The organism is Clostridium neonatale, from assembly GCF_900465025.1.
GTDB classification, from domain to species: Bacteria; Bacillota; Clostridia; order Clostridiales; family Clostridiaceae; genus Clostridium; species Clostridium neonatale.
Map to the genome: position 1 here is coordinate 234714 of NZ_UICR01000003.1, position 24264 is coordinate 258977.

Below are 24264 nucleotides of genomic sequence, written 5' to 3' on the forward strand. Positions count from 1 at the left end.
CTCCTATCCTTTAATTCCTGATGATGTAAAAGTATTAATAATATACTTTTGGAAGATTATATAAAGTATTAATGGTATTATCATTGTTATTACAGATACTGCCATGGCAATAGTAAAATCAGTTCCGCCTTCTGAGCTTATAAATAATTGAAGGGCTAAAGGAAGTGTAAAATTTTCTTTAGATTTTAATATTAATACTGGCCAAACATATTCATTCCATGAATTAATAAAAAACATTATTCCAGTAGAAATTATTGCCGGCTTAACAAGTGGAATTACAATGTCTCTCATTCTCTTAAAATGCCCTACATTTTCAAGCTCTGCAACTTCAATTAATGCTTTAGGTATAGTTTTCATTGATTGTCTTATTAAAAATATTCCCGTAGCATCGCTTAACTGTGGAAGAATAACTCCAAGTAATTTATCATTAAGTCCAAGCTTTGACACAGTAAGATAATTTGGAATCATCGTAACTGTAAATGGTATAAAGATTGTACTAATTAATATAAAATAAAGTATGTTTTTATATTTAAAATCAAAATAAACAAATGAATATGCTGCAAGTACTGAAGTAATAACCTTAAATACTGTGACAGTAGTGGCTATAAAGAATGTATTTTCTGTAATTTTATAAAAAGGTAGTCTTAAGATTACTTCTTTATAGTTGTTTATTGTAGGATTCTTTGGTATAATTCCAAAAACATTACTATATGCTTCATTTAATTCTTTAAATGAGCTTGATATAGCAAACACTATTGGAAAAAGCGAAACAATTACAAATAAAATTAATAATATATGCCATTTATATTCTGATGTCATTTTAATTTTCATAATACACGCCTCTCTCTACATATTTAAATTCCAATATAAGCAATATTACAAAAAGTAACATTGTAATAATTGCAAAAGCAGATGCACTACCTGTTTTATATAGTACAAATGCTTCTTGATATGCATTATAGATGGCATTTGAACTTGCATAGTTAGGCCCTCCTTGAGTTATAACCTTTATTGGTGTAAATACATATTGAAGTCCTTGAACTATTGTCATTATTAGTACATAAATTCCTGTTGCACTACTCATTGGAATAACAATATCTAAAAATATTTTATACATTGGAATATTATCAATCTTTGCTGCTTCAATAATTTCAGTTGGTACTCCAGAAACACCAGCAAGAACAACTATAAAATTATATCCGAATATCTTCCATGATGTTATTAAACTTATAACCACAATAACCAGTCCATCAGTTTTGCTCCATATAGGCAATGTGATTCCAAAAAACTTTGCTATTATTGCTACTGGACCTGATATAGGATTTAGTATCCATAAGTATAGAATTGATCCTACAACTAATGAAATTACACTTGGAAGAAATATTACACTCTTATAAAATCCTTTTGCCTTTGTTATAACTACTGAAAGAATAAAAGAAAGAATGTATGGCGCAACAAAATTTAATAATAGCAGTATTAGTATATATAAAAGCGTATTTCCCATAACTTTGTATGTAATTGGGTTTGTAAATATATCAATATAATTTGAAAGTCCTACAAATTCTTTTACTGGTTTTATCATATTCCATGAAAAAAAGCTTAAATAAAATGTTCTAATAAGAGGCCAGAACATAAATACTGAAAAGGCTAAAAATGATGGCAATATTAATAAATATGCAATAAATTTTTGTTTGCTCTTGTAATCTATAAGTTGTTTCTTATTTTGCATTTTAATTCTCCTTAAAATAGTTTCATTAAAAATATTTTTATAAAAGGTAGGAATGAGGCACATGAAAATAAATAAGTCCAAAGCTGCTATGAATATTTTTCATCAGGCAAGGAAGCAAAGTGCCATCATAGCAAGTCTATTATGACATTTTGCTGACGCAGGATGATGGAAAATGAGCTAGCAGATGGACTTGTTATTTATTTGATTGTGCCTAAACCTACCTTCTATACAGTTAATCCAAAACTATTTACTTAACAATACATTGATATCCTCTTGTGCTTTTGTTAATCCATCTCTTGCTGATACGCTACCACTTAATATCTTATCTCTTGTATCTAATAGTATTTGTTCAGCTTCTAAACCAGCATCACCTGGGAATGATGTCCATGATACAACTCCATCCATTTGAGTTGTTGCAGCTTCCATCATCTTGTTTTCTTCAAGGAAGCTCTTTAATCCATTTTCAGCTTCAGCAACATCTTTTCTTGGAGGTACATATCCTGTTCCTTTTGTCCATTCTGCCATAGATTCAACACTATATAAATATTTTTCAAATTCCCATGCTGCTTTTTGTTCTTCTTCGCTTTGTGCAGTTATTGCAAGGAAACACCCACCTGCTGGAAGTCTCTTTTCTTTTCCTGACCATGATGGAGAATTAATTGCAGCTACATCAAACGTTGCTCCCTTTTGAACATTTGCTCTTTGTGCAATTGTTGTATAAAGCATTGCTACATTACCATCAATGAAAGATTGAACACCTTCTCCCCAAGATATATGAAGAGCTGATTTTGTATTAACAACCATATCTGCATAAACTTCATATGCTTTTATTCCTTCTTCTGATGCAAAGCTTGCTTTTCCATCGGTAATCATTCTTGCTCCATTACTTTCTAATAATGCTTGTGTAGCCCAGTTATCTGCTGGTTCTTGAATATATAAACCGTACTTTCCTGTTTTTTCTTTTACAGTATCAGCAAAAGCCTTCACATCTTCCCATGTCTTAGGACCATTTTCATCTAATCCAGCTTCTCTTAAAAGATCTTTATTAATGTATAATACTGGGGTACTAAGTGAATATGGTATACCGACTTGTGATCCACTACTGTTCTTTGCAAGTCCTAAAACATTTGGTAAAAAGTTATCTTGTAAGAATGTCTTATCTGCTTCATAATATTTATCAATAATTTTTTGTGGTTCAGTATAAGCAAAATTATTTGAGAAATAATCTAAGAATGCCCACCCAATTTGCACTACAGCAGGTGATTTTCCTGTTGCAGCTTCTGCCTGTAAATTCTGCATAAGACCTTTATACATATCTGGATTATACTTAGCAACTACCTCTACAGAATCACTTTGTTCATTAAACTTTTTAACAAGTTCCTCTACAGTCTGCCCCCCTTGAGTTTCTGCATTACAGTGCCAATATTCAATTTTTACTTTCTCACCTTTTGCAGCTTCTGTTCCTGTGTTTTGACTTTTAGTGCTTCCGCATCCTGTAAGACATAATGTTAAAAGTGATACAACTGAAATAAATTTTAATATATTTTTTTTCATTTAAATTTCTCCCTTCAAATATGTTTCTATTACTTCAATAACTCCAGACTCATACTCTCCCTCTGTTACATAATCAGCAATATCTTTTAGACCATCTACTGCATTTGCTACTGCATATCCCAAATGACCTTCTTCTATAAGTTCTTTATCATTCATGTGATTGCCTATTGTTACAACTTGATTATCTTCTATGTCTAAATATTCTTTTAACCTTTTTAACGCATCACCTTTTGAGACATTATTTTTAATTATTTCAAAATAATCATCTTCTGATATTACATACCTAAATTCTTCTCTTATGTTCTTATCTAACCTACTCCATAATTCAGTTATTTTGCTTACATCACCTATTAAAAGAATCTTATTTATTTGTAACTCAGAGTCTGTAATATCTTCTTTCGCTTCAATGCATGTAGTCTTTTCTTTTTTCTCGTATATTAAAATTCTTGATGTATGCTTTAAACAAATGGTTTGTCCATCATCATAAAAGATTACTGATACTCCAAAATTCTGAACATCATTTAAAAATTTTTTAAATATTTTTAAATCAAATTTTTCAGAATAAAGTTCCTTACCAGTAACATCGACTATTTTTGCTCCATTATAAGCAATATATGGTGATTTAATGCCTATAGTTTTTGCTACTTCGATGCTTGTTTCTACTGGCCTTCCAGTTGCAATAGTGAATATTCCGCCACTCTCTTCAAATTTATGAATTTTTTCTATTAATTCCTTTGATACTTCATATTCCTCTTTGTCACTATTAAATAAAGTTCCGTCTAAATCTGATACAATCATTTTTATGTCCATATAAAACTCCTTTAAAATTAGATATAAAAATAGGAAATTCAATAAACCATAGCTCACCTTCTTTTCAAATACATTTTATATATATGTTGCAATTACTTTTCTACATTTTGTATGCTAGTATTTACTTAGACTGTAAACATCTTAAATGAAATTTTATTATTGCAACATGCATATATTATTTTTACAAAGTTGATTAACGGTTTTCTCAAATCTCCACCACTAATTACCTAATATTAAGTTTTAATTATAAATTCATATTCCACAAATTCTTTTTACCAAATGATACACCATCTGCTCCTGAATTCAATCCATCTAAAATCTGTTTTTCATTTTCTACCAATCCAGCCATTATAACTGGTTTGTTTGTTAATTCTTTTATGCTCTTAGCAATAGAATGCGCTAATGCTGGCATTACTTCTACAATATCAGGATTATTCTCTTTTACGCTTTCTATGGCACTATTTAAAGATTTTGTATCAATAAGAAAAATCCTTTGTATTGCTATTAAACCTTTCTTCTTAGCAGATTTTATTACAGAACTTTTAGTTGAAACAATTCCTGCTGGATTAACATATTTTTTTATAAATTCTATGGCTTCTTTATCATTTGAAAGTCCCTTTAATAAATCAATATGTATGAATATAGGCTTCTTTCTTTTCAATTCCCTAAACTCTTCTTCTAACAGCTCATTTAATTTAGCTTCCATTAATATTACTGCACCTACATTTGAATTTACAGCTTCTCTTAAATCCTGTATTTTAGCAGCTGCAATCAATGGACTGACTTTTAATATATCTTTTACATTCAAATCATTTCATCCCTTAAGATTTATTCTATACTTGTATTTTACTCACTCTTTGTTAAGACTGTATTGATTCAATAATAAATCCATGTTAAAAAACCTTATTTGGATTTTAAGCGATCCAAATAAGGTTTTTTATTTCTATTCTTTATTATTTTTTATAACTGCAAGTCTATGAAGTGCTCTAGTGCACATAATATACTTAATTAATGGTTGTATTTCATCCTCTTCAATAATAATAGCGCCATCAAATTCCAATCCTTTTGCAAGATATGCTGGTATAAGCACTTTTCCTCCCTTATAGATACTTTCTTCGTTATCTAAATTTTGAATACTTATTCTTTCCTTAATAAGAGGAGCATATTTTCTAAGTTCATTTCTGCCTTTAAATATTACAGCTATATTTTCGCAATTATCTTCCTCATAATCTTCAATTATAGAGATAACAGTATCTATAAATTCACTTTCATCAAACACTTCTTCCTCCATTACAGGTTCACCACGTCTAACTAAAGGAACTATTTTTTCTTCCTCTAAGAATTTATTTGCATATTCCATTATCTCTTGAGTTGATCTATAACTTTTATTTAAACTAAAGTTCTTTATATCAAATCCTGCATCAGTAAATACTTTTTGTAAGTTAATCATAGCACATTCTTCATTTGTGTCTATTAATCTTTGATTAGAGTCCCCAACTATAGTATAACTTTTACAGCCTGTTATTTCTTTAATAACTTCAAATTGTAAATAACTATAATCCTGAGCTTCATCTATGACTATATGTTTTATTTCTCTTTTTAACTTTTTACCTTCTAGCTTAATCATTAAATAAAGAATTGCACTTAAATCCATATACCCAAGAGTTTTAGTATTAGTCATGCTTTTGTACAAATCTAAAATATCTTCATGATTAATCCAGTTATCAAGTTCTTCTCTAGAATTCATAACCATTCTTACAATTTCTCTTATTCTCATTCTTCTTAAGAATTCTAGATTATTGCTTTCTATTTTTAATTCTTCTTCTGATAATTTCTCTTTCTTTTCTTTTATTTCTTTAAGAAGTGCATAATAAAGTTCATCTCTTTTATCTTTAATCTTTGATGTTAATATTCTTTTTATCTTTTCACTTCTTCTAAATAAAGGCATATCTTTATAATATACATCAAATAATTCTTTGATTTCATTTACAGATACAATTTCTTCTCCATTGAATTTAACACTCTGAATATTGAAATATTCTTTATTCAACAAATTGATTTTTTCATTTAAAAATTTCACAAATTCTTGTGAGCTTTTATATTTATATTCTTCAAGCTCACTGGTGTTTCCATCAATCACATCTTCAACATAGCTTGAAAATCCTTTTATTGGTTCATTAACTATTCCTATTTCCTCTTTTGCAAAATTCTCAAATGTAGTCTGAGCTATATTACTTTCACCAAGAGAAGGCAATACCTGTGCTATATAATCCATAAAAACATCATTTGGTCCAAATATTAATACCTTATCTCCAAATTGCTTTCTAAAATTATATAGTAAATATGATATTCTATGAAGTGCTATAGTTGTTTTTCCCGATCCAGCTACCCCATTAACTACTACTACCTTATTTTTATCTTCTCTTATTATTTCGTCTTGTTCTTTTTGTATTGTCATAACAATATCTTTTAATTTATCAGATGAATTTTCTGTCAAAACCATTTGAAGTATTTCATCTTTAACATCAACTGCTGAATCAAATACACCTTTTAACTGACTCTTTTTTATAATAAGCTGCTTTCTTCCTATTATATCTGCATTCATTTCACCTACTGGAGTGTTGTAAGTTGCCTCACCAAGGCTCCCTTTGTAAAATAGTGATGCAATAGGTGCTCTCCAATCAACAATTACAGGTTCATAAGAATCTTCTAATGTCAAACCATATCTTCCTATGTATATTTCCTCGGGAATATTGTCGTCTTCTTTAAAGGTTACTTTGCCGAAATAAGGATTTTCTTTGAGCTTCGTAAACTCCATTAGTCTTTTATCTATAGTTTTATAAGCTTCTTCTTTTACATAATTTTCATGATCAAAGTAATCAATTACTTGATCTTCATCATCTTTATATTCTTCTATATACTTCTTTCTTGCATCTAATATATATTTAGTTACAACTTTTCTTTTTTCTAAGTATTTAAGCATCTCTCCATTGATAATTTCTAAAGTATTATCTAATTTTGCTTGTTCATTTAAAAAATCTATTTGATTATTCAAAAAACAACTTCCTTTCACTTCATAATACCAAATGAGATGAAAAACTCCCATTGGGAGTTTTTCATATATCTCTATTATTATATATTATCTTTTTTATCTTCTTCATTTTTTTCAGTTTCATCTGAAATTAATTCATCAAATATACTACTTTGATTTTCAATAATAAAATTATCTTCTTGTGTCTCTTGTTTTAATTCTACTCTATCTGTCTTGGACTCTTGCTTTAAATCTAAACTATTTTTATTTTCTTTAGAATTATCTTCCTCAATATCCCTATCTCTTTCTGCACGATTCTTAGCTCTTTGTTCTTCTAATTCTTTAACCTTTTTATCATTTTCATTCTTCTCTTTTTCTTTTTCTTCCTTCATTTCAGGATACTTTTCATATACTAAATTAAAGAATTCATCACCAAAAATAGTTTCCTTTTCTAAAAGAACAGCTGATATTTTATCTAATAAGTCTCTATTTTCTCTAAGTATTTGTCTAGCTTTGCTATGAGCTGTTTTTATTACATTTAATGTCTCTTCATCTAACACAGTTGATGTCTGCTCACTACAGTTTCTAACGGCTCTACCATCTAAATATCTGTTTTGTATTGACTCTAAAGCCATCATATCAAATCTTTCGCTCATACCATACATAGATATCATGCTTCTAGCTGCTGAAGTAGCTCTTTCTATATCATTTGAAGCGCCAGTTGATACTAAATTAAATACTTCTTCTTCTGCTGATCTACCACCAAGCATAACGGTAATTTGATTCATTAAATCTTCTCTAGATGTTAAGAACTTTTCTTCTTCAGGCACTTGCATAGTATATCCTAAAGCTCCCATTGTTCTCGGAACTATAGTTATTTTATGAACTGGATCTGTTCCTTTAAGCATTGCTGCAACAAGTGCGTGACCAACTTCATGGAATGCAACAACTTCTCTTTCTTTAGGAGAAAGAATTCTGTCTTTCTTTTCCTGACCAGCAATAATCACTTCAACTGCTTCTCTTAAATCTTCTTGAAGAACCATTTTTCTTCTTCTTCTAACAGCTCTTAAAGCACCTTCGTTTATTATATTAGCAAGATCTGCTCCTACAGCACCTGGTGTGCTCTTAGCTATCTCTGCTAAATCAACGTCTTCACCTAAGTTAACATTTTTAGCATGAACTGCTAGTATAGCTTCTCTTCCTTTAAAATCTGGTCTATCAACTATAACTCTTCTATCAAATCTACCTGGTCTTAAAAGTGCTTTATCTAGTATTTCTGGTCTGTTAGTAGCACCAAGAATAACTATACCTTTTGATGAGTCAAATCCATCCATTTCAGAAAGTAACTGATTTAAAGTTTGTTCTCTTTCATCATTACTTTGCATTTGATTATCTCTACTCTTACCAATAGCATCAATTTCATCTATAAATACAATACATGGTGCTTTTGCAACAGCATCTTTAAATAATTCTCTAACTCTTGATGCACCAACACCTACAAACATTTCAACAAAACTTGAACCTGATAATGAGAAAAATGGTACCTTAGCTTCACCTGCTACAGCTTTTGCAATAAGTGTTTTACCTGTTCCTGGAGGTCCAACTAAAAGTACACCTTTAGGAAGCTTAGCTCCAATTTCAGTATATTTAGCAGGACCGTTTAAGAAATCAATAACTTCTTTTAAAGATTCCTTTGCTTCTTCCTGTCCTGCAACATCATCAAATGTAACCTTTATTTCACTTTCCATATAAACCTTGGCGTTATTTTTACCGATGCCCATGACACCGCCTCCGCCATTTCCCATTTTAGAAAATAAAAATCTCCACATAAAGAAGATAAGTACCATAGGTAAAATCCATGAAATCATCATATTTAATAGAGGCGTCTGTTTAGGATTTCTTCCTGTAAAATATATTCCTGCTTCTTTAAGCTTTGGAATTAATTCTTCATCATTTATTCTAGCTGTATATAGAGTCTTACCTTTATATTCAGGATTATCACCTGTAGGTGTTATTTCTAAATTATCACTTGTAATAATAACTTTAGAAATCTCCTTATTGTCTAATAATCTGTAAAATTCATCATAGCTTATATCTTTAGTTGTAATAGCTCCTTTTGAATAATTGAATGCTATTAAAAACGAAAGAGCTATTATAAAATATGTAAGCGCAATACTAAAAGATTTATTATTTTTCTTTTTATTATTCTTATTGTTATTTTGCATACATTAATCACCTTCCTTGCATTTATTCCCATATATCGTTCATCATATTTTTTATTTTATCTTTTCTTTCTTTTGTAAGGAGTTCACTAACAGTAAATTTTTCTCCTTTTTTAATCAATATATCTCCCTCTCTAAAATTACCATCTATATTATCTATGTTTATTTCTATCATATTACCATTTTCATTTTCTAATATAGCATAATTCCCCTCTACTCTATCTAAAATGTATTTTTCCATAATACTCCCCCTCATAGTTATCATAATATAATAATTTATTATTACTTATAAGTCAAATTTTTTAACTATAAAGTGCCCATATTATTAAATGGATAGAATCTAAATCTAGCCTCACCCTTTATTTCTGAAGCATCTATGTATGAATTGATCCATAACCTAGCATCATTTGAATTTGCTCTGTTATCTCCTAAGAAGAAAAACTTACCTTCTGGAACATCAAAAGAACCAGTAAAATCATCATTATTCTTAACGTAATCCTCCTTCAATACTTCCCCATTTACGCTTACAACTCCATCTTTAATATCTATATGATCTCCTGGAAGTCCAATTGCTCTTTTAATTAATGTTTCCTGTAATTCTTCAGAGTAAAATACAATTATATCTCCTCTTTGAATTTTCTCTGGATTATAGATTCTGGTAACTAAAATCTTGTCATTTTCATTTATTGTAGGAATCATTGATCCAGTTGGTACATAAACATTGAAAAATATGAATTTATTAATTAGCACTGCTATAACTAATGCCGCAAATATTGGAACTATCCAATCTTTGAAAAATTTTTTGATAAATCCATTTTTCTTATTCAAAGATTCATTTGCTTCTATATCTTTTGAATTAATTGTAAAGTCATCATTCTTTTTCATATTTAAATTCTCCTTATATAAAACTTACATTATATTATATCTAATATTTGTGTCACTAAAGTGTCTTAATCTACTTTTCCTATTTCATTAAATGGATAAATTCTTATTTGTACTTTACCTTCAATATCTTTTCTATCCACATATGGGTTCTCCCAATACCTAGAATCATCTGAATTTGCTCTATTATCTCCTAAGAAAAAGTATTTTCCTTCTGGAATCTCAAAATACCCATCATATTCTTCATTATTTTTAACATATGGTTCTTCTAGCTCTGTACCATTTCTAAAAACAACTCCATCTTTTATTTCAATAGTATCACCTGGGAGACCTATTAATCTCTTTATTAATAATTTATCTCCATATTCATCGCATTTAAATGTAACTATATCTCCCTCTTTTAAGTTTTCTGGCTTATACACATTGGATACAATTAACCTATCATTAACTTCTAAAGTTGGAACCATAGACTCACTTGGAATATAAACACCATGGCCTACAAATTTTAATATTAAAAATGCTAAGCCACCTATTATTATAAAATTTAGAATATATTCCTTTATTATTGCCTTTTTATCTAGTTTTTTTTCTTCTTTTAATAAATTATTTTCTTCCAACTTATTATTGCCCCCATTCCAACTATTTTCACTTTATAAGTATACCATAATTTATAGTTTATAATGTTTATAAATTATTAAATTTCTTTCACTTTATTGCAAATTATCAGTATATGAGAAAATCTTAATCTTAATAGAATCTTTTTAATTATAAAATTTCAATTATCAATTTAAGTTAAATTCTTTCAAAATTTCTTAAAATATATATTTTCAAATTTTGCTCTAAAAATTATACTTCATTGATAATTAATCATTAACAATTGAAAATTAAAAAGATGGTGTACATGAAGTTCATATACACCATCTTTATATATATATAATAATCTTGGGAAAGAATATTAATAAAAAGCTTGTCCTAATTATATAATAAAGAATTATATAACATCATTCCTTATCATATCTTCATAAGTTTCTCTTCTGCATATTAATCTTGCCTTAGAGTCCTTAACCATAACAACTGCTGGTTTTGGTATTCTATTATAATTACTAGACATAGAATATCCATAAGCACCTGTAGTCATAATAGCTAATATATCTCCAGTTTTAACTTCCGGAAGAGTAACATCCTTTAATAAAATATCTCCTGATTCACAACATTTTCCTGCAATAGTAACCTTTTCCGTCACTTCACTATTAACTCTATTTGCTAATATACTTTCATATTCAGCACTATAAAGAGCTGGTCTTATATTGTCAGTCATTCCACCGTCTACAGAAACATATTTTCTAACACCTGGAATATCTTTTATTGCACCTATTGTGTATAAAGTAACGCCCGCATTACCTACTATACTTCTTCCTGGTTCTATAGTAAGTATAGGTCTCTCAATGTTTAATCTTGAAGATACCTCTTCTGCCTTATTTATTATTGCTTCACAATATTCAGAAGTTTCTAGAGGTTTGTCCTCTTTAGTATAGTATATACCAAAACCACCACCAAAATCTACTTCTTTTATTAAATAATCCATATTTTTTTTAATTTTTTTTACTAAATTAAACATTACCTCAACAGCCTCTTCATATGCCTCAAGTCCAAAAGTCTGTGAACCTATATGACAATGAATACCTACAAGGTTTATATTCTCTAGATTTATAGCCATTTCTATAGATTTTTCTATAGTATCTTCTACTGGTGCAAAACCAAATTTAGAATCAATTTGACCTGTTCTAATATATTCATGAGTATGTGCATCAATTCCTGGTGTTATTCTTAAATATATATTTTGAACCTTATTATATTCTTTTGCTATATTATTTAATGCTTCCATTTCATAAAAATTATCAACAACAAATTTACCCACACCAAGCTTTACCCCAAGCTCAATTTCATCTAATGTCTTATTATTTCCATGAAACATTACTTTTTCTAATGGAAAATCCGCTTTATATGCTGTATAAAGCTCTCCACCTGAAACTACATCTAAATTCATATTTTCTTCTTTTAATAATTTGCACATTTGTACATTTAAAAATGCCTTACCAGCAAATGCAACCTTATTATTATTTTCTTCACATTTAAAATATTTTCTATAATCTCTACAATAATTTCTTATAAGTTCCTCATCAAATACATATAAAGGACTTCCATATTCTTTTACTAAATCTGTCGCTCTATTCCCACCTATTATTAGCTCATTCTCTTCAACTTTCATTGTTCCAAATAGTTCCATAATATTACCCCAATCTTCTTTATTCATACTTCATAATTTAAAACTTATATTATTTCTAACTATAAAATATGTTTATTGCTTATTTTTATAAAAATAAACGTCACAGATATATCTGTGACGAGCTTTTTACTTTGTTAAAATAACAATCAATTATATGATTCATTATTATAACTGTGTAGCTCAACACTTTCGTGACAGTTATTCATATATTTTATGAATACCCAGAAATTGATTTTTGCATAAAAATCCATCTCTTCGGCTATAACACCTTTTATTATATATCCTAACCTGCCAGTTCAATATAATTACTCTTTGTTATAGCACCTCTACATCTATTAAAACTTATGCTATTATATTATTCAACTTGTTACAATTATGATACCACATTTTTCTTATATTTCAATGACTATTTTTTATTATCTCATATCATCTCTATATGTGTCCATAAGTCTCCCCATAATACTTGAAGCTGTTGGCGGTGTATATGTTATTGCATTAGCACCAGCCTTAATAGTTTCTTCTATAGTCTCTACTGTCGGTCCACCAGTTGCTATGATCGGGAAATCAGAATACCTTTCTCTTATATTTCTAACTATTTTTGCAGTACTTTTTCCGCCTGATACATTAAATATTGTTGCGCCTGCTTCTATTCTCTTATCTATATCCTCATCCTCAGATATTATTGTAACTATAATAGGAATATCTATTGTATCTCTTACTTGTTTCACTATATCATTTGATATAGGAGCATTCATTACCACACCCATAGCTCCCTTAAATTCTGCATCTAATGCTAAATTGATTACTCTCTTTCCATAAGTTGTTCCTCCACCAACTCCACAGAATACTGGTACATCTGCTGCAGTAACTAAAGCTTGTGTTATTATTGGCTGAGGGGTAAACGGGTATACAGCAATAATTGCATCAGCATTAGTATTTCTTATTATTGCAACATCCGTTGTGAATAGTAGGGATTTTATTCTTTTCCCAAAAATCTTTATCCCCCCACATTCTCGTATTATTGATGGGACTTCTACCACATGTTTTCTTAATGTACCTTTTATTTCTGGAACAAATTTTTCTCGTTTATTCATTAAACCCTCTCCTTCCCCTTATCTGTAATAATTAATTAAATAATTTAACCCATAAATTATCCACATTATCCACAGATTTTATCCACATAATTGTGCATACTGTTCCTAATTTATATATTTAATATTAATTTCTTAATAATTAATCGTCAATATAATATTAACACTGTTTTATTAAGGTAGTAACATTTATTTTATTAATTTTTTGTAACCTAATTAAATAAAAATCCTAGCATATTACTTAAATTATTCAATTCATATTTATTTATCCACAACTTATAATTAGATATAAACAATGATTTAACTAAGCTATATACCAATTTTTCTTAATCCACCATTCAAATATATAAACATTTTCCACATACTTATCCACAGAAATGTTTATATATCCAATTTTCTTAAAAATTTCTTAATAAAAAATAAACATCCTCAAGCAATACCTTAATAAATGATTAAATATCCTTCCAGTATATTGTAGTATCCACCTTCTTACTCTATACTCTATATCAGAACATATAAAGCTAATAAGGAGGTGTAATATTATTGAATAAAAATGAATTCTTTAATATTTTAATGGATGAGTTAAAAGATATTCCTGAAAAGAAACTTCAAGATATAATATGGCACTATGAAAATTTATTTGATTTAGAGATTCAAAATGGTAAATCAGAAGAAGAAATAGTGGAAAGTTTAGGTGATATTGATACTTTAATCAATAAATATAAAGATAGCGCCCTATTGACTGACTATATGAAAGATTCTTTAAATGATTCTTCAGATTCAAGGATATATAATAATGAATCAAACTATAGTGGAAATTATATAGTTTCAACTGAAAGGCATTCAAATACTTCTAATAATAAAAATAACTATACAGATACTAATAATAAAAATGAAAATAAAGATGATTCAAAATTTTATAAAAATAATAATACCAAAAAAAGTATTAATATTAATTCAATATTAAAAATATGTATTTTAATTTTATCTATTATAATATTCACACCAATTTTCACTACTATTATAGGAATTATACTAGGTATCTTTGGAACTGCAATTGGAATGTTTTTTGGAAGTATCGGTTTACTAATAGGTGGTACATTTACTAGTTTTGCTGGCATCCCAACTATTCCGAACTTTATTTCTAACTTTCCATATCCAGTATTAGTTTTATTCTGCTTAGGTACAGTAACGCTTTCTATTATTTTGTTTATACTTTTTTGCTATGTTTTTAAAGCATCAGTAATTGGAATCAAAAAACTTTATTCCATATTAATGTCTTAAGGAGGTGTATACAATTGAAAAAGAAATTTATGTCTACTAGTATAAAAATATTTCTATTAATTTTAATTTTGTTAACAATAGTCTTTTATTCTTCTGGATGCATTATTTTAGTTAATAGCGGTTATAAACTTTCTGATTATGCAGATGAAATAAATTTAAATGATTTTAATTTTTATTATAGTGACGAATTAGGATTCAACTATAAAACTTCAGAAAAAAGTTATCCTATTAATAATAATATAAAAAACATTGAAATATCTTTAGAATCACAAAATATAAATGTCAATGAATATGATGGTGATAATATATTAGTTGAAATAAAAAATAATAGAAATTCTAATGCCGAACTTTCTAAAACTGAAAATGGAGATAAAATGATTTTTAATTCAAATCATTCCATTCCTTCACGCTCAACTGTAAATATTAGTATCCCTCAAAAAATAATTAAAGATCTTTCCTTGAAATTAACAACTAGCAGTGGGGATATGAATTTATCAAATTTAAATATAAATTCAATATCTACATTCACATCAAGTGGGGAAATTTATATGTCAAATATAAATCTAGATTATATCTCATTGAATAGTTCAAGTGGTGATATAAGCCTTAACAACTTATTTGCATCTGATACTAAAATAAATTCTACATCTGGTGAGATAGATTGTATTGGTAATTTTGGTACCCTATATTCAAGCTCTACTTCTGGCGATATGAATTTTTCATTTACTGACACCTTAAAAAAATCATCTTTTGGAAGTGTGTCTGGAGACATTTCTCTAAATATCCCAACACAATGTGGATATAAGATTAATTATTATACAGTTTCTGGCGATACAAGTTTTTCTACATTATCAAATGGTAATGAAGAAGCACTAATAGACATAAAAACTACAAGTGGAGACATATCTGTAAATTAATTTTTATTTCTTAATAACAGAGAGTATCTCACAGCTAAATAATGGATGTAGAATCGAAGTTTAGTGGATAACAACCGAAATTCAATATATGATAGGCTCGATTGTAGGGAAATTTCAGCAAAAAATTCTAAGGCAGAGGCTGCACCCAAAAATGTTTGCTCCAAAAAGCAAGTTTTTGGACAAACAATTTTGGAACAGCCTCTGCCAAAGAATTTAAAAGCTAAAATTTCCAATACAATACTACGCCTATTCATATATTGAATTTCTTTGTTTTCTCTAAAATCATAGACATCTAATTTATTTTAGTTATAATTTATGCGGCTACTTAGAAAAACCATGTATTCCTAAATATATAAGAAAAATTCTGAATTGTAGCATAGCTGCTCTTTGGCATATAATGCTTGGTGAGGTACGAACTTAGCAGTATAGCCCTATTCATCTAATGATGAATAGTTTTCCTTATAAGTGAACATTCGTAAGAATTTATATTCTGATATTTATAAATTTATATCTTTTAAAAAATGATAAAATATTAACTTTTTGAACCTTTAACATCTATAAATAACTATTCCTTAATTTAAAAATGTATTTATATATAGCAACAATAATACCACTACTCTGAATTTAGATGAAACAAAGAAATAAAGGTCTTATGTTGGCGGCGTCTTGCATTAAAAAATGAAGCTTTAGAATTCTTCATGGAAACTTGTTCCACAATTGTTTGTCCAATTTTACATTGGAGCAAACATTTGTGGATGCAAGTTTCCATGTTTGAATTCTTAGCTTCATTTTTGTAGCAAGCGAGCCACACATAAGAGCTTTATTTCGGTTATTCACACTAAACTCAGTACGCCCCTTATTTATTTTATGTATAATAACTACTTCTATATTAAAATTCACTATAAAATTATACTTTAAACTTAGAGATTGCTGTTGTTAAATCTTTTGCACTTTTCGCTTCACCTGCTATTGTTCCTGATAATTGATTCATTGCATCTGAGACGTTATCTATTGATTCCCTAATACTATGTGTACTTTCTGCAATCTCTTCTGAATTTTTGGCAGTTAAAGAAATAGATGCACTCACTTCTTGAATTGATGCACTTACTGAATCTGACATAACTGATATTTGCTCAGACATTTCAGAAATAAAATCACCATCTTCACTATATCTATCTCCCACTTCTCCATAACTGACTAAATCTTGCTTTACATCAGTTTTTATAAAAGTAAGAATTTCTTTACTATTATTAGATAAATTTTTAAATGCTTTTTCTACTTTATCAACAGTATTTTGAATTGTAACTACTGATGCTGATGATTCTTCTGCAAGTTTTCTAACTTCTTCTGCAACAACCGCAAATCCCTTACCTGCTTCACCAGCTCTAGCTGCTTCAATTGCTGCATTTAAAGCAAGAAGATTTGTTTGTTCTGATATACTTGCTATTGATTCAGCCATTATCTTTATCTCTTCAACAACTTTAGATTCTTCTATAGCTTGTCTTATAACATCTTCTTTGTCATGATATATTCTAGTTGTATTTTCAATTGCTCTTTTACTATTAAGTGCAGCATTACTTGCTCGTTCTTGTATTTCTTTTGAGTTAGCGCTTCCAGTTTCCGCTCTTGCTGAAAGCTCTTCAACATTTGCAGTCACTTGTTGAATTGATGCATAAATTTCTTCCACTGTTCCACTATTATTTTGTCCACCTTCATCAATCTTTTCAATCTCTTTATTAATAAATCCTAATGTATTTGCTAATTCTTGAATTGTTGCTAAAATTTCTTCACTTAATTTATTTACATTATTTGAATTTTTCTCACATTCAATTAATAAATCCCTTATATTATTTTGAGCTCTATTAAGGGAATCTGATATAACTCCAAATTCATCATTTCTATCTAATATTATTTCTGTAGACATATCGTAATTGCTTAATCTATTTGCTAATTCCTGTATTTGTTTTAATGGCTTTAATATCTTTAAAGTATTTATAAATCCCACAGCAATACATAATGGAATAGCTATCACTAGCCAAATAATAGAATCTTCTATTCCTTTTGTAAAGCTAAATCCGACTATAATTCCTACTAAAAGCATAAGAAAAAATGATATTCTATTGGTTGTTGTAATAGACTTAAATACACTTACTTTTCTTTCTGTCTTCATATGACTTTTCTCCATTTCTATGTATAAAATAAATATATTAAATATCAAATTAAAAATTAGTATAATATAGGATAATATATACTTTTTACCTTTTTAGAATATCATTCTTTTCTAGTTTATTCAATGGATATTTTCTGTATAATTACGTGTATAATTTAATGTAAATATTAATTAAATTATTTAAATGTGATAAGATTATAATTAGATATTTAATTCAATATTAATTTATTATTAATTTTAAATAAAATTTATTATTTAAGGGGGCTTATAAATGATTTCAAATAAAATGAAATCTCTAGTTAACAATAGCTCAACAATACGAGCAATGTTTGAAGAAGGAAAAAGATTATCTGATATTTATGGCGAAGAAAATGTTTTTGATTACAGTATAGGTAATCCAAACGTTGAACCTCCAGAAAATATTAAAACTATTATTTCTGATATCTTAAACAAAGAAAAACCAAACCTTGTTCATGGATATATGAATAATTCTGGATATGAAGATGTAAGAGACGATATTAGCTCTTTTCTTAATAAGAAAAATGACTTAAATCTTACCAGAAATAATATTGTTATGACTTGTGGCGCTGCTGGAGGATTAAATATAATATTAAAATCTATATTAAATCCTGGTGAAGAGGTAATCACATTTGCACCATTCTTTGGTGAATATAAAAACTATACTGAAAACTTTAATGGTAAGCTAGTTATTGTACCTACAAATATAGATACATTCGAACCTGATCTAGACGAGCTTAGTAAAGTAATAAATTCAAAAACCAAAGCAATTATAATTAATAATCCAAATAATCCAACAGGCGTTATTTATTCAAAAGAGGCAATTCAAAAGTTAGCAGATCTTTTAAAAGAAAAGCAAAGAGAACTAAATAGCTCTATCTACTTAATTTCTGATGAACCATATAGAGAAATTGTTTATGATGATGTGGAAGTTCCTTGTCTTTTAAAATATTATGATAATACTTTCATAGGATATTCTTATAGCAAATCATTATCGCTTCCTGGCGAACGTATTGGATATGTTGTCGTAAACCCATCCATGACAGATTGTGATGAAATGATGGCTGCATTAAATATTGCAAATAGAATATTGGGATTTGTAAATGCTCCATCATTATTCCAAAGAGTAATTGCAAGGTCTTTAGGAAGTGAAGTTGATGTGAATATATATAAACGAAATAGAGATCTTTTATATAATCATCTAATAAAACTAGGATTCACTTGCATTAAGCCTGAAGGTGCTTTTTACTTATTCCCAAGAACACCTATTGAAGATGATAAAAAATTCTGCCAAGATGCAAAACAATTTAATCTTTTATTAGTTCCTGGTTCTACATTTGGATGTCCAGGTCATGTTAGATTATCTTACTGCATATCTTATGAAAAAATCGAAAAATCTCTTGAAGCTTTTGATAAACTAGCAAAATTATATTCAATGATTTAAATTTAACTAAATAAAAGGCAACGTTAAGTTATTGCAGCTTAACGTTGCTTTTTGAATAAGTTCTCAATGTTATGTATGCATCCCATAAAAAAATTATTAAAAATAGTAAAGTTATTTTTGATAATATAGATTCTGAACTTATATAAATCATTCTTATTATTGGCTGAAATAAATATATTCCTATGTATGTTAAAGCAGTCCAATATATAGAAAATTTCAAACATATATAGCTATTGAGATTATATTTTTTTTTAGAATAATCCCAATACTTCTTATTAAATTTATGATCTAGTATATAGCCACTTATATATTCTACTGTTGTTGGTATTAATATTAGAAGAAGCAGCATAGGAAATCCATATATATCAAACACTTCATGAAATATTATTAATAACGTCATTGCTATACCATACATAGGCTTAAACGGAGTCTTTAAAAATCCCTCTTTCTTAAACCTTTTTGTTGTTGCTAATGAATATAAACCTTCTATTATCCAACCTATAAAGCAGTATAATATAAAATTAAAACAAATATATAAACCTAAATTCATAAAATAGCACCTCATTTTTTTAATGCTATTAGTATTTGTAGGACTTATAGTAAATATTCTTTATACTATTAATAATATTTTCTGTTATAATAAATAATTAACAAAATTATAACTAATTGGAGGAAAAATCATGGAACAATTATATTATGAAAATCCATATCTTAAAGAATTCACTGCCAATATTATTGACGCAAAAGAAATTGATGGAAAATTCCATCTTATTTTAGATAATACTGCATTCTTCCCAGGAGGTGGTGGCCAATGGTGCGATACTGGGAAAATTGGAAATCTATATGTATTAGAAGTTTATGAAAAAGAAAATACAATTTATCATGTAGTCAGCACAGCCCCTTCCCAAATGACAGATTTAAAATGTGTTATTGATTGGAATACAAGAATTGATGGTATGCAGCAGCATTTAGGCCAACACGTCCTTTCAGGCTCTTTCTTTAATCTCTTTAATGCCAATACGTTTGCAATTCATTTAGGTGCTGATATAAGTACAGTTGATATTTTAGGAAACCTTACAGAAGAGCAGGTTAGAGAAGCAGAAAGACTTGCAAACAAAATTATAGGTGATAACGTTCCAGTCTTATCTTTTATTCCGTCTGAAGAAGAACTCAAAAATATAAAACTTAGAAGAGCCCTTCCAAACACTGAAGAAGATATTAGAGTTGTACATATTAAAGGCTTTGATATAAATGCATGTTGCGGATTACATCCTACTTCAACTAAAGATCTAAGATTAATAAAAATAAAAAGATTTACCAAACATAAGGAAGGAACAAGGATAGAATTCTTAGCAGGAAATAGAGCTGTAGAAGATACTCTAAAAAAAGATGAATTATTTAGTTCAATATGTTCATATTTAAGTTGTAATGAAAATGAAGCGTTAAACGGTATTAAAAATTTAAATGCAAGTTTAAAATATGCTAATGATACTAATAAAAGTCTAAATACTCTTCTTGCTAACTATCAAGTTAAAGACCTAATTGATAATGCTGAAAATATAAGTAACTATAAAGTTATAAAACAAGTATTTGATGGAGATATGAAATATGTAAATACTCTTACTTCAAAGTTGGTTGAAAATGATAATATTATAGCTTTAATGGCTGTAAAAAATGGTGAAAAAGCTAATTTAATTTTCTGCTGCTCTAAAAATATAAAAGATATCAAAATGAATGAGCTTTTTAAAGATGCAATTGCTGCTATTGATGGTCGTGGTGGCGGAAGTCCTTTTCAAGCTCAAGGAGCTGGTAAAAATAATGAAAATTTAGAAAAAGCTTTAGAAATTGCACTTACAAAAATAAAAAATTTTAATTAATAATCGTATTTTTATATTATTTAGATATATGTTAAAAAGATGACATGTAATAAACTTTATTATCATGTCATCTTTTTCTCATTTTAATTTATAAAAACAATCTGGTCAATATTGGAGTATTTAAATTAAATACTTGCCTTTTATAACATAATTATTTTTTAATATTTGACATTTTTCTACAGCCTGTAAAATTACTTGAATATCCTTGTTTATATAACTATTCTTCTATTTTAGTAACATCATATCCTGCATCTTCAATTACAGATTTAATTGCCTCATCTTTAACCTCTGACTTACTTTCAATTGATGCACACTTTTTATCTAAATCAACTTTTACTGAAGTTACTCCATCTAATCCTTCTAATGCTTCTTTTACATGAGCTACACAGTGGTTACAACTCATTCCTTCTATTGATATTGTTTTTTTCATTTTCTTTCCTCCAAATAAACTCATTTTTATTCCTCCATTTAATTATTATAATTTTTAATTTATGCTTTAAATTTTCTAAGCCTTAAGGCATTAGTTAATACTGAAACTGAGCTTAAGCTCATGGCTGCTGCTGCAATCATTGGGCTTAAAAGTGGTCCTCCAAATATATGAAGAACTCCCATTGCAACTGGAATTCCAAGTACATTGTACCCAAATGCCCAGAATAGATTCTCTTTTATATTTTTAATAGTTGCCTTACTCAATTTAATTGCAGTAGTAACATCCATTAAATCACTTCTCATAAGAACTACATCTGCTGACTCAATTGCAACATCAGTACCTGATCCTATTGCTATTCCTACATCAGCTTGAGCAAGAGCTGGAGCATCATTTATTCCATCTCCGACCATAGCTACTTTTTGATTTTCTCCTTGAAGTTTTTTAACTTCATTTGCTTTATCTTCAGGAAGCACCTCTGCAAGTACTATATCAATTCCTACCTGTTTAGCTATTGCATCTGCTGTCTTTTTATTATCTCCAGTAATCATTGCAACCTTTATTCCCATGTTATGAAGAGTTTCTATTGCATTTTTACTACTTGGTTTAACTGTATCTGCAACCGCAACTATTCCTCTTAAGATTCCATCAATCGCTATATACATCGGTGTCTTTCCTTCACTAGCCAATCTATCTGAATCTTTTGATAAAATATCTATTTCTATATTCTTCTCAGTCATTAATTTTTTATTTCCAAGTAAAATATCTTTTCCATCAATTTTAACTTCTATACCATGACCAGGTATTGCATCAAACGCTTCTATCGCCTTAAGTTCTAAATTCTTCTCTTCTGCATCTCTAACTATAGCTTCGCCTAATGGGTGCTCAGAACCTTTCTCTGCGCTAGCAGCCAAAATAAGAATTTCATCTTTTGAAATGTCATTAGTTATAATATCTGTAACTACTGGCCTTCCTTCTGTTATAGTACCTGTTTTATCAAAAACAATAGTATTAATCTTATAAGTTGTTTCTAAGGCCTCGCCACCTTTTATTAATACTCCATTTTCAGCACCCTTACCAGTACCAACCATTATAGCTGTTGGTGTTGCAAGTCCTAGTGCACATGGGCATGCTATAACGAGAACTGCTATAAATATTGTTAATGCAAATATAGGAGTTTCACCAGCAATTAACCATCCTATAGATGAAATAATAGCTAGAATTATAACAGTTGGTACAAAGTATGAAGATATAACATCAGCAAGCTTTGCTATTGGTGCCTTTGATCCTTGAGCATCTTCAACAAGTTTTACAATTTGAGCAAGTGCTGTATCCTTACCTACTTTTGTAGCCTTATATTTAATAAATCCAGTTTTATTAATGCTTGCCCCAATTACACTACTTCCAATCCCCTTTTCAACTGGAATACTTTCTCCAGTAAGCATTGATTCATCAATTGCAGTACTACCTTCAATCACTTCTCCATCTACAGGTAGCTTTTCTCCTGGCTTAACTAAGATTATATCCCCAACTATAACCTCTTCAATTGGAATTACTACTTCCTTACCATCTCTTATTAATGTTGCAGTTTTAGGTGCTAGTCCCATTAACTTCTTAATAGCTTGTGATGTCTTTCCTTTAGAGATTGCTTCTAAATACTTACCTAATGTTATTAAAGTTAAAATAACAGCCGCTGATTCAAAATATAAATGCATAGCATATTCTGTTTCTCCACTATTTATCTTATAGATTCCAAATAATCCATAGACAAATGCTGCTAAAGTACTAATTGCAATTAAAGAATCCATATTAGGACTTAGTTTGAATAAATTCTTAATTCCTATTCTATAAAACTTATATCCTATTATCATTACAGGTAAAGTTAATACTACTTGTATTATTGCAAAATTTAATGGATTCATCATAGAATCAATAATATGTGGAAGCGGCATACCAACCATGTGACCCATAGTTATAATTAAAAGTGGAACTGTAAAAATTAGTGATACTATAAATCTAATTAATAGCACCTTACTCTCTTCCATCTTTTCTTTTCCTTCTGCTTTTTCCCCTTCTTTAACTAACTTATAGCCTGCTTTATCTACTGCAGCCTTTATTTCTCCATAGCCAACTTGATCTTCATCTATGCTAACAGTAAGCTTTTCAGTTGCAAAATTAACAGATGAACTGTTAACACCTTCTACTTTTTGTGCAGCTTTCTCAACTCTATTTGCACATGCTGAACAAGTCATACCTTCTATTTTAAAAGTATAAGTCTTTAGATTTTTCTTTACTCCATATCCAGCTTTAACAACGGCATTTTCTATATCATTATCACTTAGTTTATTTTCATCAAAAGATACATTTAAAGATTCTGTAGCGAAGTTAACATTTGCCTCCTCAACACCATCTAACTTTCCTATAACCTTCTCAATCCTATTTGCACATGCTGAACATGTCATTCCTTCTATTTTTAAAGTTTTCTTATTCATAAATCGCTCCTTTCAGCTAATCGATACTA

Annotated in this window: 20 protein-coding genes and 1 riboswitch; of the genes, 4 read left to right on the forward strand and 16 right to left on the reverse strand. The window is 28.7% G+C overall.

What is annotated here, in order from left to right; all coding sequences use genetic code 11:
* Window positions 1-3: 3 nt before the first annotated feature.
* The 12 genes from CNEONATNEC86_RS19315 to CNEONATNEC86_RS19370 all read right to left on the reverse strand — a co-directional run bounded on the left by CNEONATNEC86_RS19315 (window position 4) and on the right by CNEONATNEC86_RS19370 (window position 13609).
* On the reverse strand, window positions 4-831 hold the full coding sequence (locus tag CNEONATNEC86_RS19315) for a carbohydrate ABC transporter permease (protein ID WP_159136689.1): 828 nt from the start codon (window positions 829-831) through the stop codon (window positions 4-6).
* Window positions 821-1729 (reverse strand): carbohydrate ABC transporter permease, encoded by a 909-nt coding sequence (locus CNEONATNEC86_RS19320; RefSeq protein ID WP_159136690.1) that lies wholly within the window; start codon window positions 1727-1729, stop codon window positions 821-823. The genes CNEONATNEC86_RS19315 and CNEONATNEC86_RS19320 overlap by 11 nt, the downstream gene beginning before the upstream one ends.
* A 243-nt stretch (window positions 1730-1972) precedes the next feature.
* The gene (locus CNEONATNEC86_RS19325) at window positions 1973-3283 is read right to left on the reverse strand and encodes an ABC transporter substrate-binding protein (RefSeq protein WP_159136691.1); all 1311 of its coding nucleotides are present in this window, start codon (window positions 3281-3283) and stop codon (window positions 1973-1975) included.
* Entirely contained in the window at window positions 3284-4093 is an 810-nt protein-coding gene (locus tag CNEONATNEC86_RS19330; RefSeq protein WP_125147787.1) for an HAD family hydrolase, read from the reverse strand.
* 244 nt (window positions 4094-4337) lie between these two features.
* The gene (locus CNEONATNEC86_RS19335) at window positions 4338-4901 is read right to left on the reverse strand and encodes a glycerol-3-phosphate responsive antiterminator (RefSeq protein WP_058296776.1); all 564 of its coding nucleotides are present in this window, start codon (window positions 4899-4901) and stop codon (window positions 4338-4340) included.
* 135 nt (window positions 4902-5036) lie between these two features.
* Window positions 5037-7148: a HelD family protein gene (locus CNEONATNEC86_RS19340; protein ID WP_159136692.1), complete on the reverse strand. Its 2112-nt coding sequence runs from the start codon at window positions 7146-7148 to the stop codon at window positions 5037-5039.
* Window positions 7149-7225: 77 nt separating this feature from the next.
* Window positions 7226-9349, reverse strand: coding sequence for an ATP-dependent zinc metalloprotease FtsH (gene ftsH / locus CNEONATNEC86_RS19345; RefSeq protein WP_159136693.1), 2124 nt, complete (start codon window positions 9347-9349; stop codon window positions 7226-7228).
* Between the two features lie 22 nt (window positions 9350-9371).
* Window positions 9372-9587: a DUF3006 domain-containing protein gene (locus CNEONATNEC86_RS19350; protein ID WP_230132227.1), complete on the reverse strand. Its 216-nt coding sequence runs from the start codon at window positions 9585-9587 to the stop codon at window positions 9372-9374.
* Window positions 9588-9652: 65 nt separating this feature from the next.
* Window positions 9653-10231 carry a signal peptidase I gene (gene lepB / locus CNEONATNEC86_RS19355; protein ID WP_159136694.1) on the reverse strand — a complete coding sequence of 193 codons (579 nt, stop codon included), beginning with the start codon at window positions 10229-10231 and terminating at the stop codon, window positions 9653-9655.
* Between the two features lie 65 nt (window positions 10232-10296).
* Window positions 10297-10845, reverse strand: coding sequence for a signal peptidase I (lepB, locus tag CNEONATNEC86_RS19360; protein ID WP_058296779.1), 549 nt, complete (start codon window positions 10843-10845; stop codon window positions 10297-10299).
* Window positions 10846-11219: 374 nt separating this feature from the next.
* Window positions 11220-12515 (reverse strand): diaminopimelate decarboxylase, encoded by a 1296-nt coding sequence (gene lysA / locus CNEONATNEC86_RS19365; protein WP_159136695.1) that lies wholly within the window; start codon window positions 12513-12515, stop codon window positions 11220-11222.
* Between the two features lie 168 nt (window positions 12516-12683).
* Window positions 12684-12852, reverse strand: a riboswitch (Lysine riboswitch).
* Between the two features lie 79 nt (window positions 12853-12931).
* Window positions 12932-13609: a hydrolase gene (locus CNEONATNEC86_RS19370; RefSeq protein WP_159136696.1), complete on the reverse strand. Its 678-nt coding sequence runs from the start codon at window positions 13607-13609 to the stop codon at window positions 12932-12934.
* Between the two features lie 540 nt (window positions 13610-14149).
* On the opposite strand from CNEONATNEC86_RS19370, the gene CNEONATNEC86_RS19375 reads away from it, so the two are divergent.
* Together CNEONATNEC86_RS19375 and CNEONATNEC86_RS19380 are read left to right on the forward strand one after the other, a co-directional pair.
* Entirely contained in the window at window positions 14150-14890 is a 741-nt protein-coding gene (locus tag CNEONATNEC86_RS19375; RefSeq protein WP_159136697.1) for an HAAS signaling domain-containing protein, read from the forward strand.
* Between the two features lie 14 nt (window positions 14891-14904).
* Window positions 14905-15807, forward strand: a complete 903-nt coding sequence (locus CNEONATNEC86_RS19380; protein WP_159136698.1) for a DUF4097 family beta strand repeat-containing protein — start codon at window positions 14905-14907, stop codon at window positions 15805-15807.
* Between the two features lie 907 nt (window positions 15808-16714).
* On the opposite strand, the gene CNEONATNEC86_RS19385 is transcribed toward CNEONATNEC86_RS19380, so the two are convergent.
* Window positions 16715-17977 carry a methyl-accepting chemotaxis protein gene (locus tag CNEONATNEC86_RS19385; protein ID WP_159136699.1) on the reverse strand — a complete coding sequence of 421 codons (1263 nt, stop codon included), beginning with the start codon at window positions 17975-17977 and terminating at the stop codon, window positions 16715-16717.
* A gap of 271 nt (window positions 17978-18248) precedes the next feature.
* Here CNEONATNEC86_RS19385 and CNEONATNEC86_RS19390 point away from each other — a divergent pair, with 271 nt between their 5' ends.
* Complete coding sequence (locus tag CNEONATNEC86_RS19390; protein WP_159136700.1) at window positions 18249-19439, forward strand: pyridoxal phosphate-dependent aminotransferase; 1191 nt, start codon at window positions 18249-18251, stop codon at window positions 19437-19439.
* A gap of 28 nt (window positions 19440-19467) precedes the next feature.
* Here CNEONATNEC86_RS19390 and CNEONATNEC86_RS19395 read toward each other — a convergent pair whose 3' ends face one another.
* On the reverse strand, window positions 19468-19989 hold the full coding sequence (locus CNEONATNEC86_RS19395) for a putative ABC transporter permease (protein WP_058296786.1): 522 nt from the start codon (window positions 19987-19989) through the stop codon (window positions 19468-19470).
* Between the two features lie 130 nt (window positions 19990-20119).
* Between CNEONATNEC86_RS19395 and CNEONATNEC86_RS19400 the strand changes: the two genes are divergently transcribed.
* Window positions 20120-21316 (forward strand): alanyl-tRNA editing protein, encoded by a 1197-nt coding sequence (locus CNEONATNEC86_RS19400; RefSeq protein ID WP_159136701.1) that lies wholly within the window; start codon window positions 20120-20122, stop codon window positions 21314-21316.
* A gap of 217 nt (window positions 21317-21533) precedes the next feature.
* Here the strand turns inward: CNEONATNEC86_RS19400 and CNEONATNEC86_RS19405 are convergent, their stop codons facing one another.
* A complete protein-coding gene (locus tag CNEONATNEC86_RS19405) occupies window positions 21534-21746 on the reverse strand; it encodes a heavy-metal-associated domain-containing protein (protein ID WP_125148085.1) in 213 nt (70 codons plus the stop codon).
* A 59-nt stretch (window positions 21747-21805) separates the two neighbouring features.
* Window positions 21806-24235, reverse strand: coding sequence for a heavy metal translocating P-type ATPase (locus CNEONATNEC86_RS19410; protein ID WP_159136702.1), 2430 nt, complete (start codon window positions 24233-24235; stop codon window positions 21806-21808).
* Window positions 24236-24264: the final 29 nt, after the last annotated feature.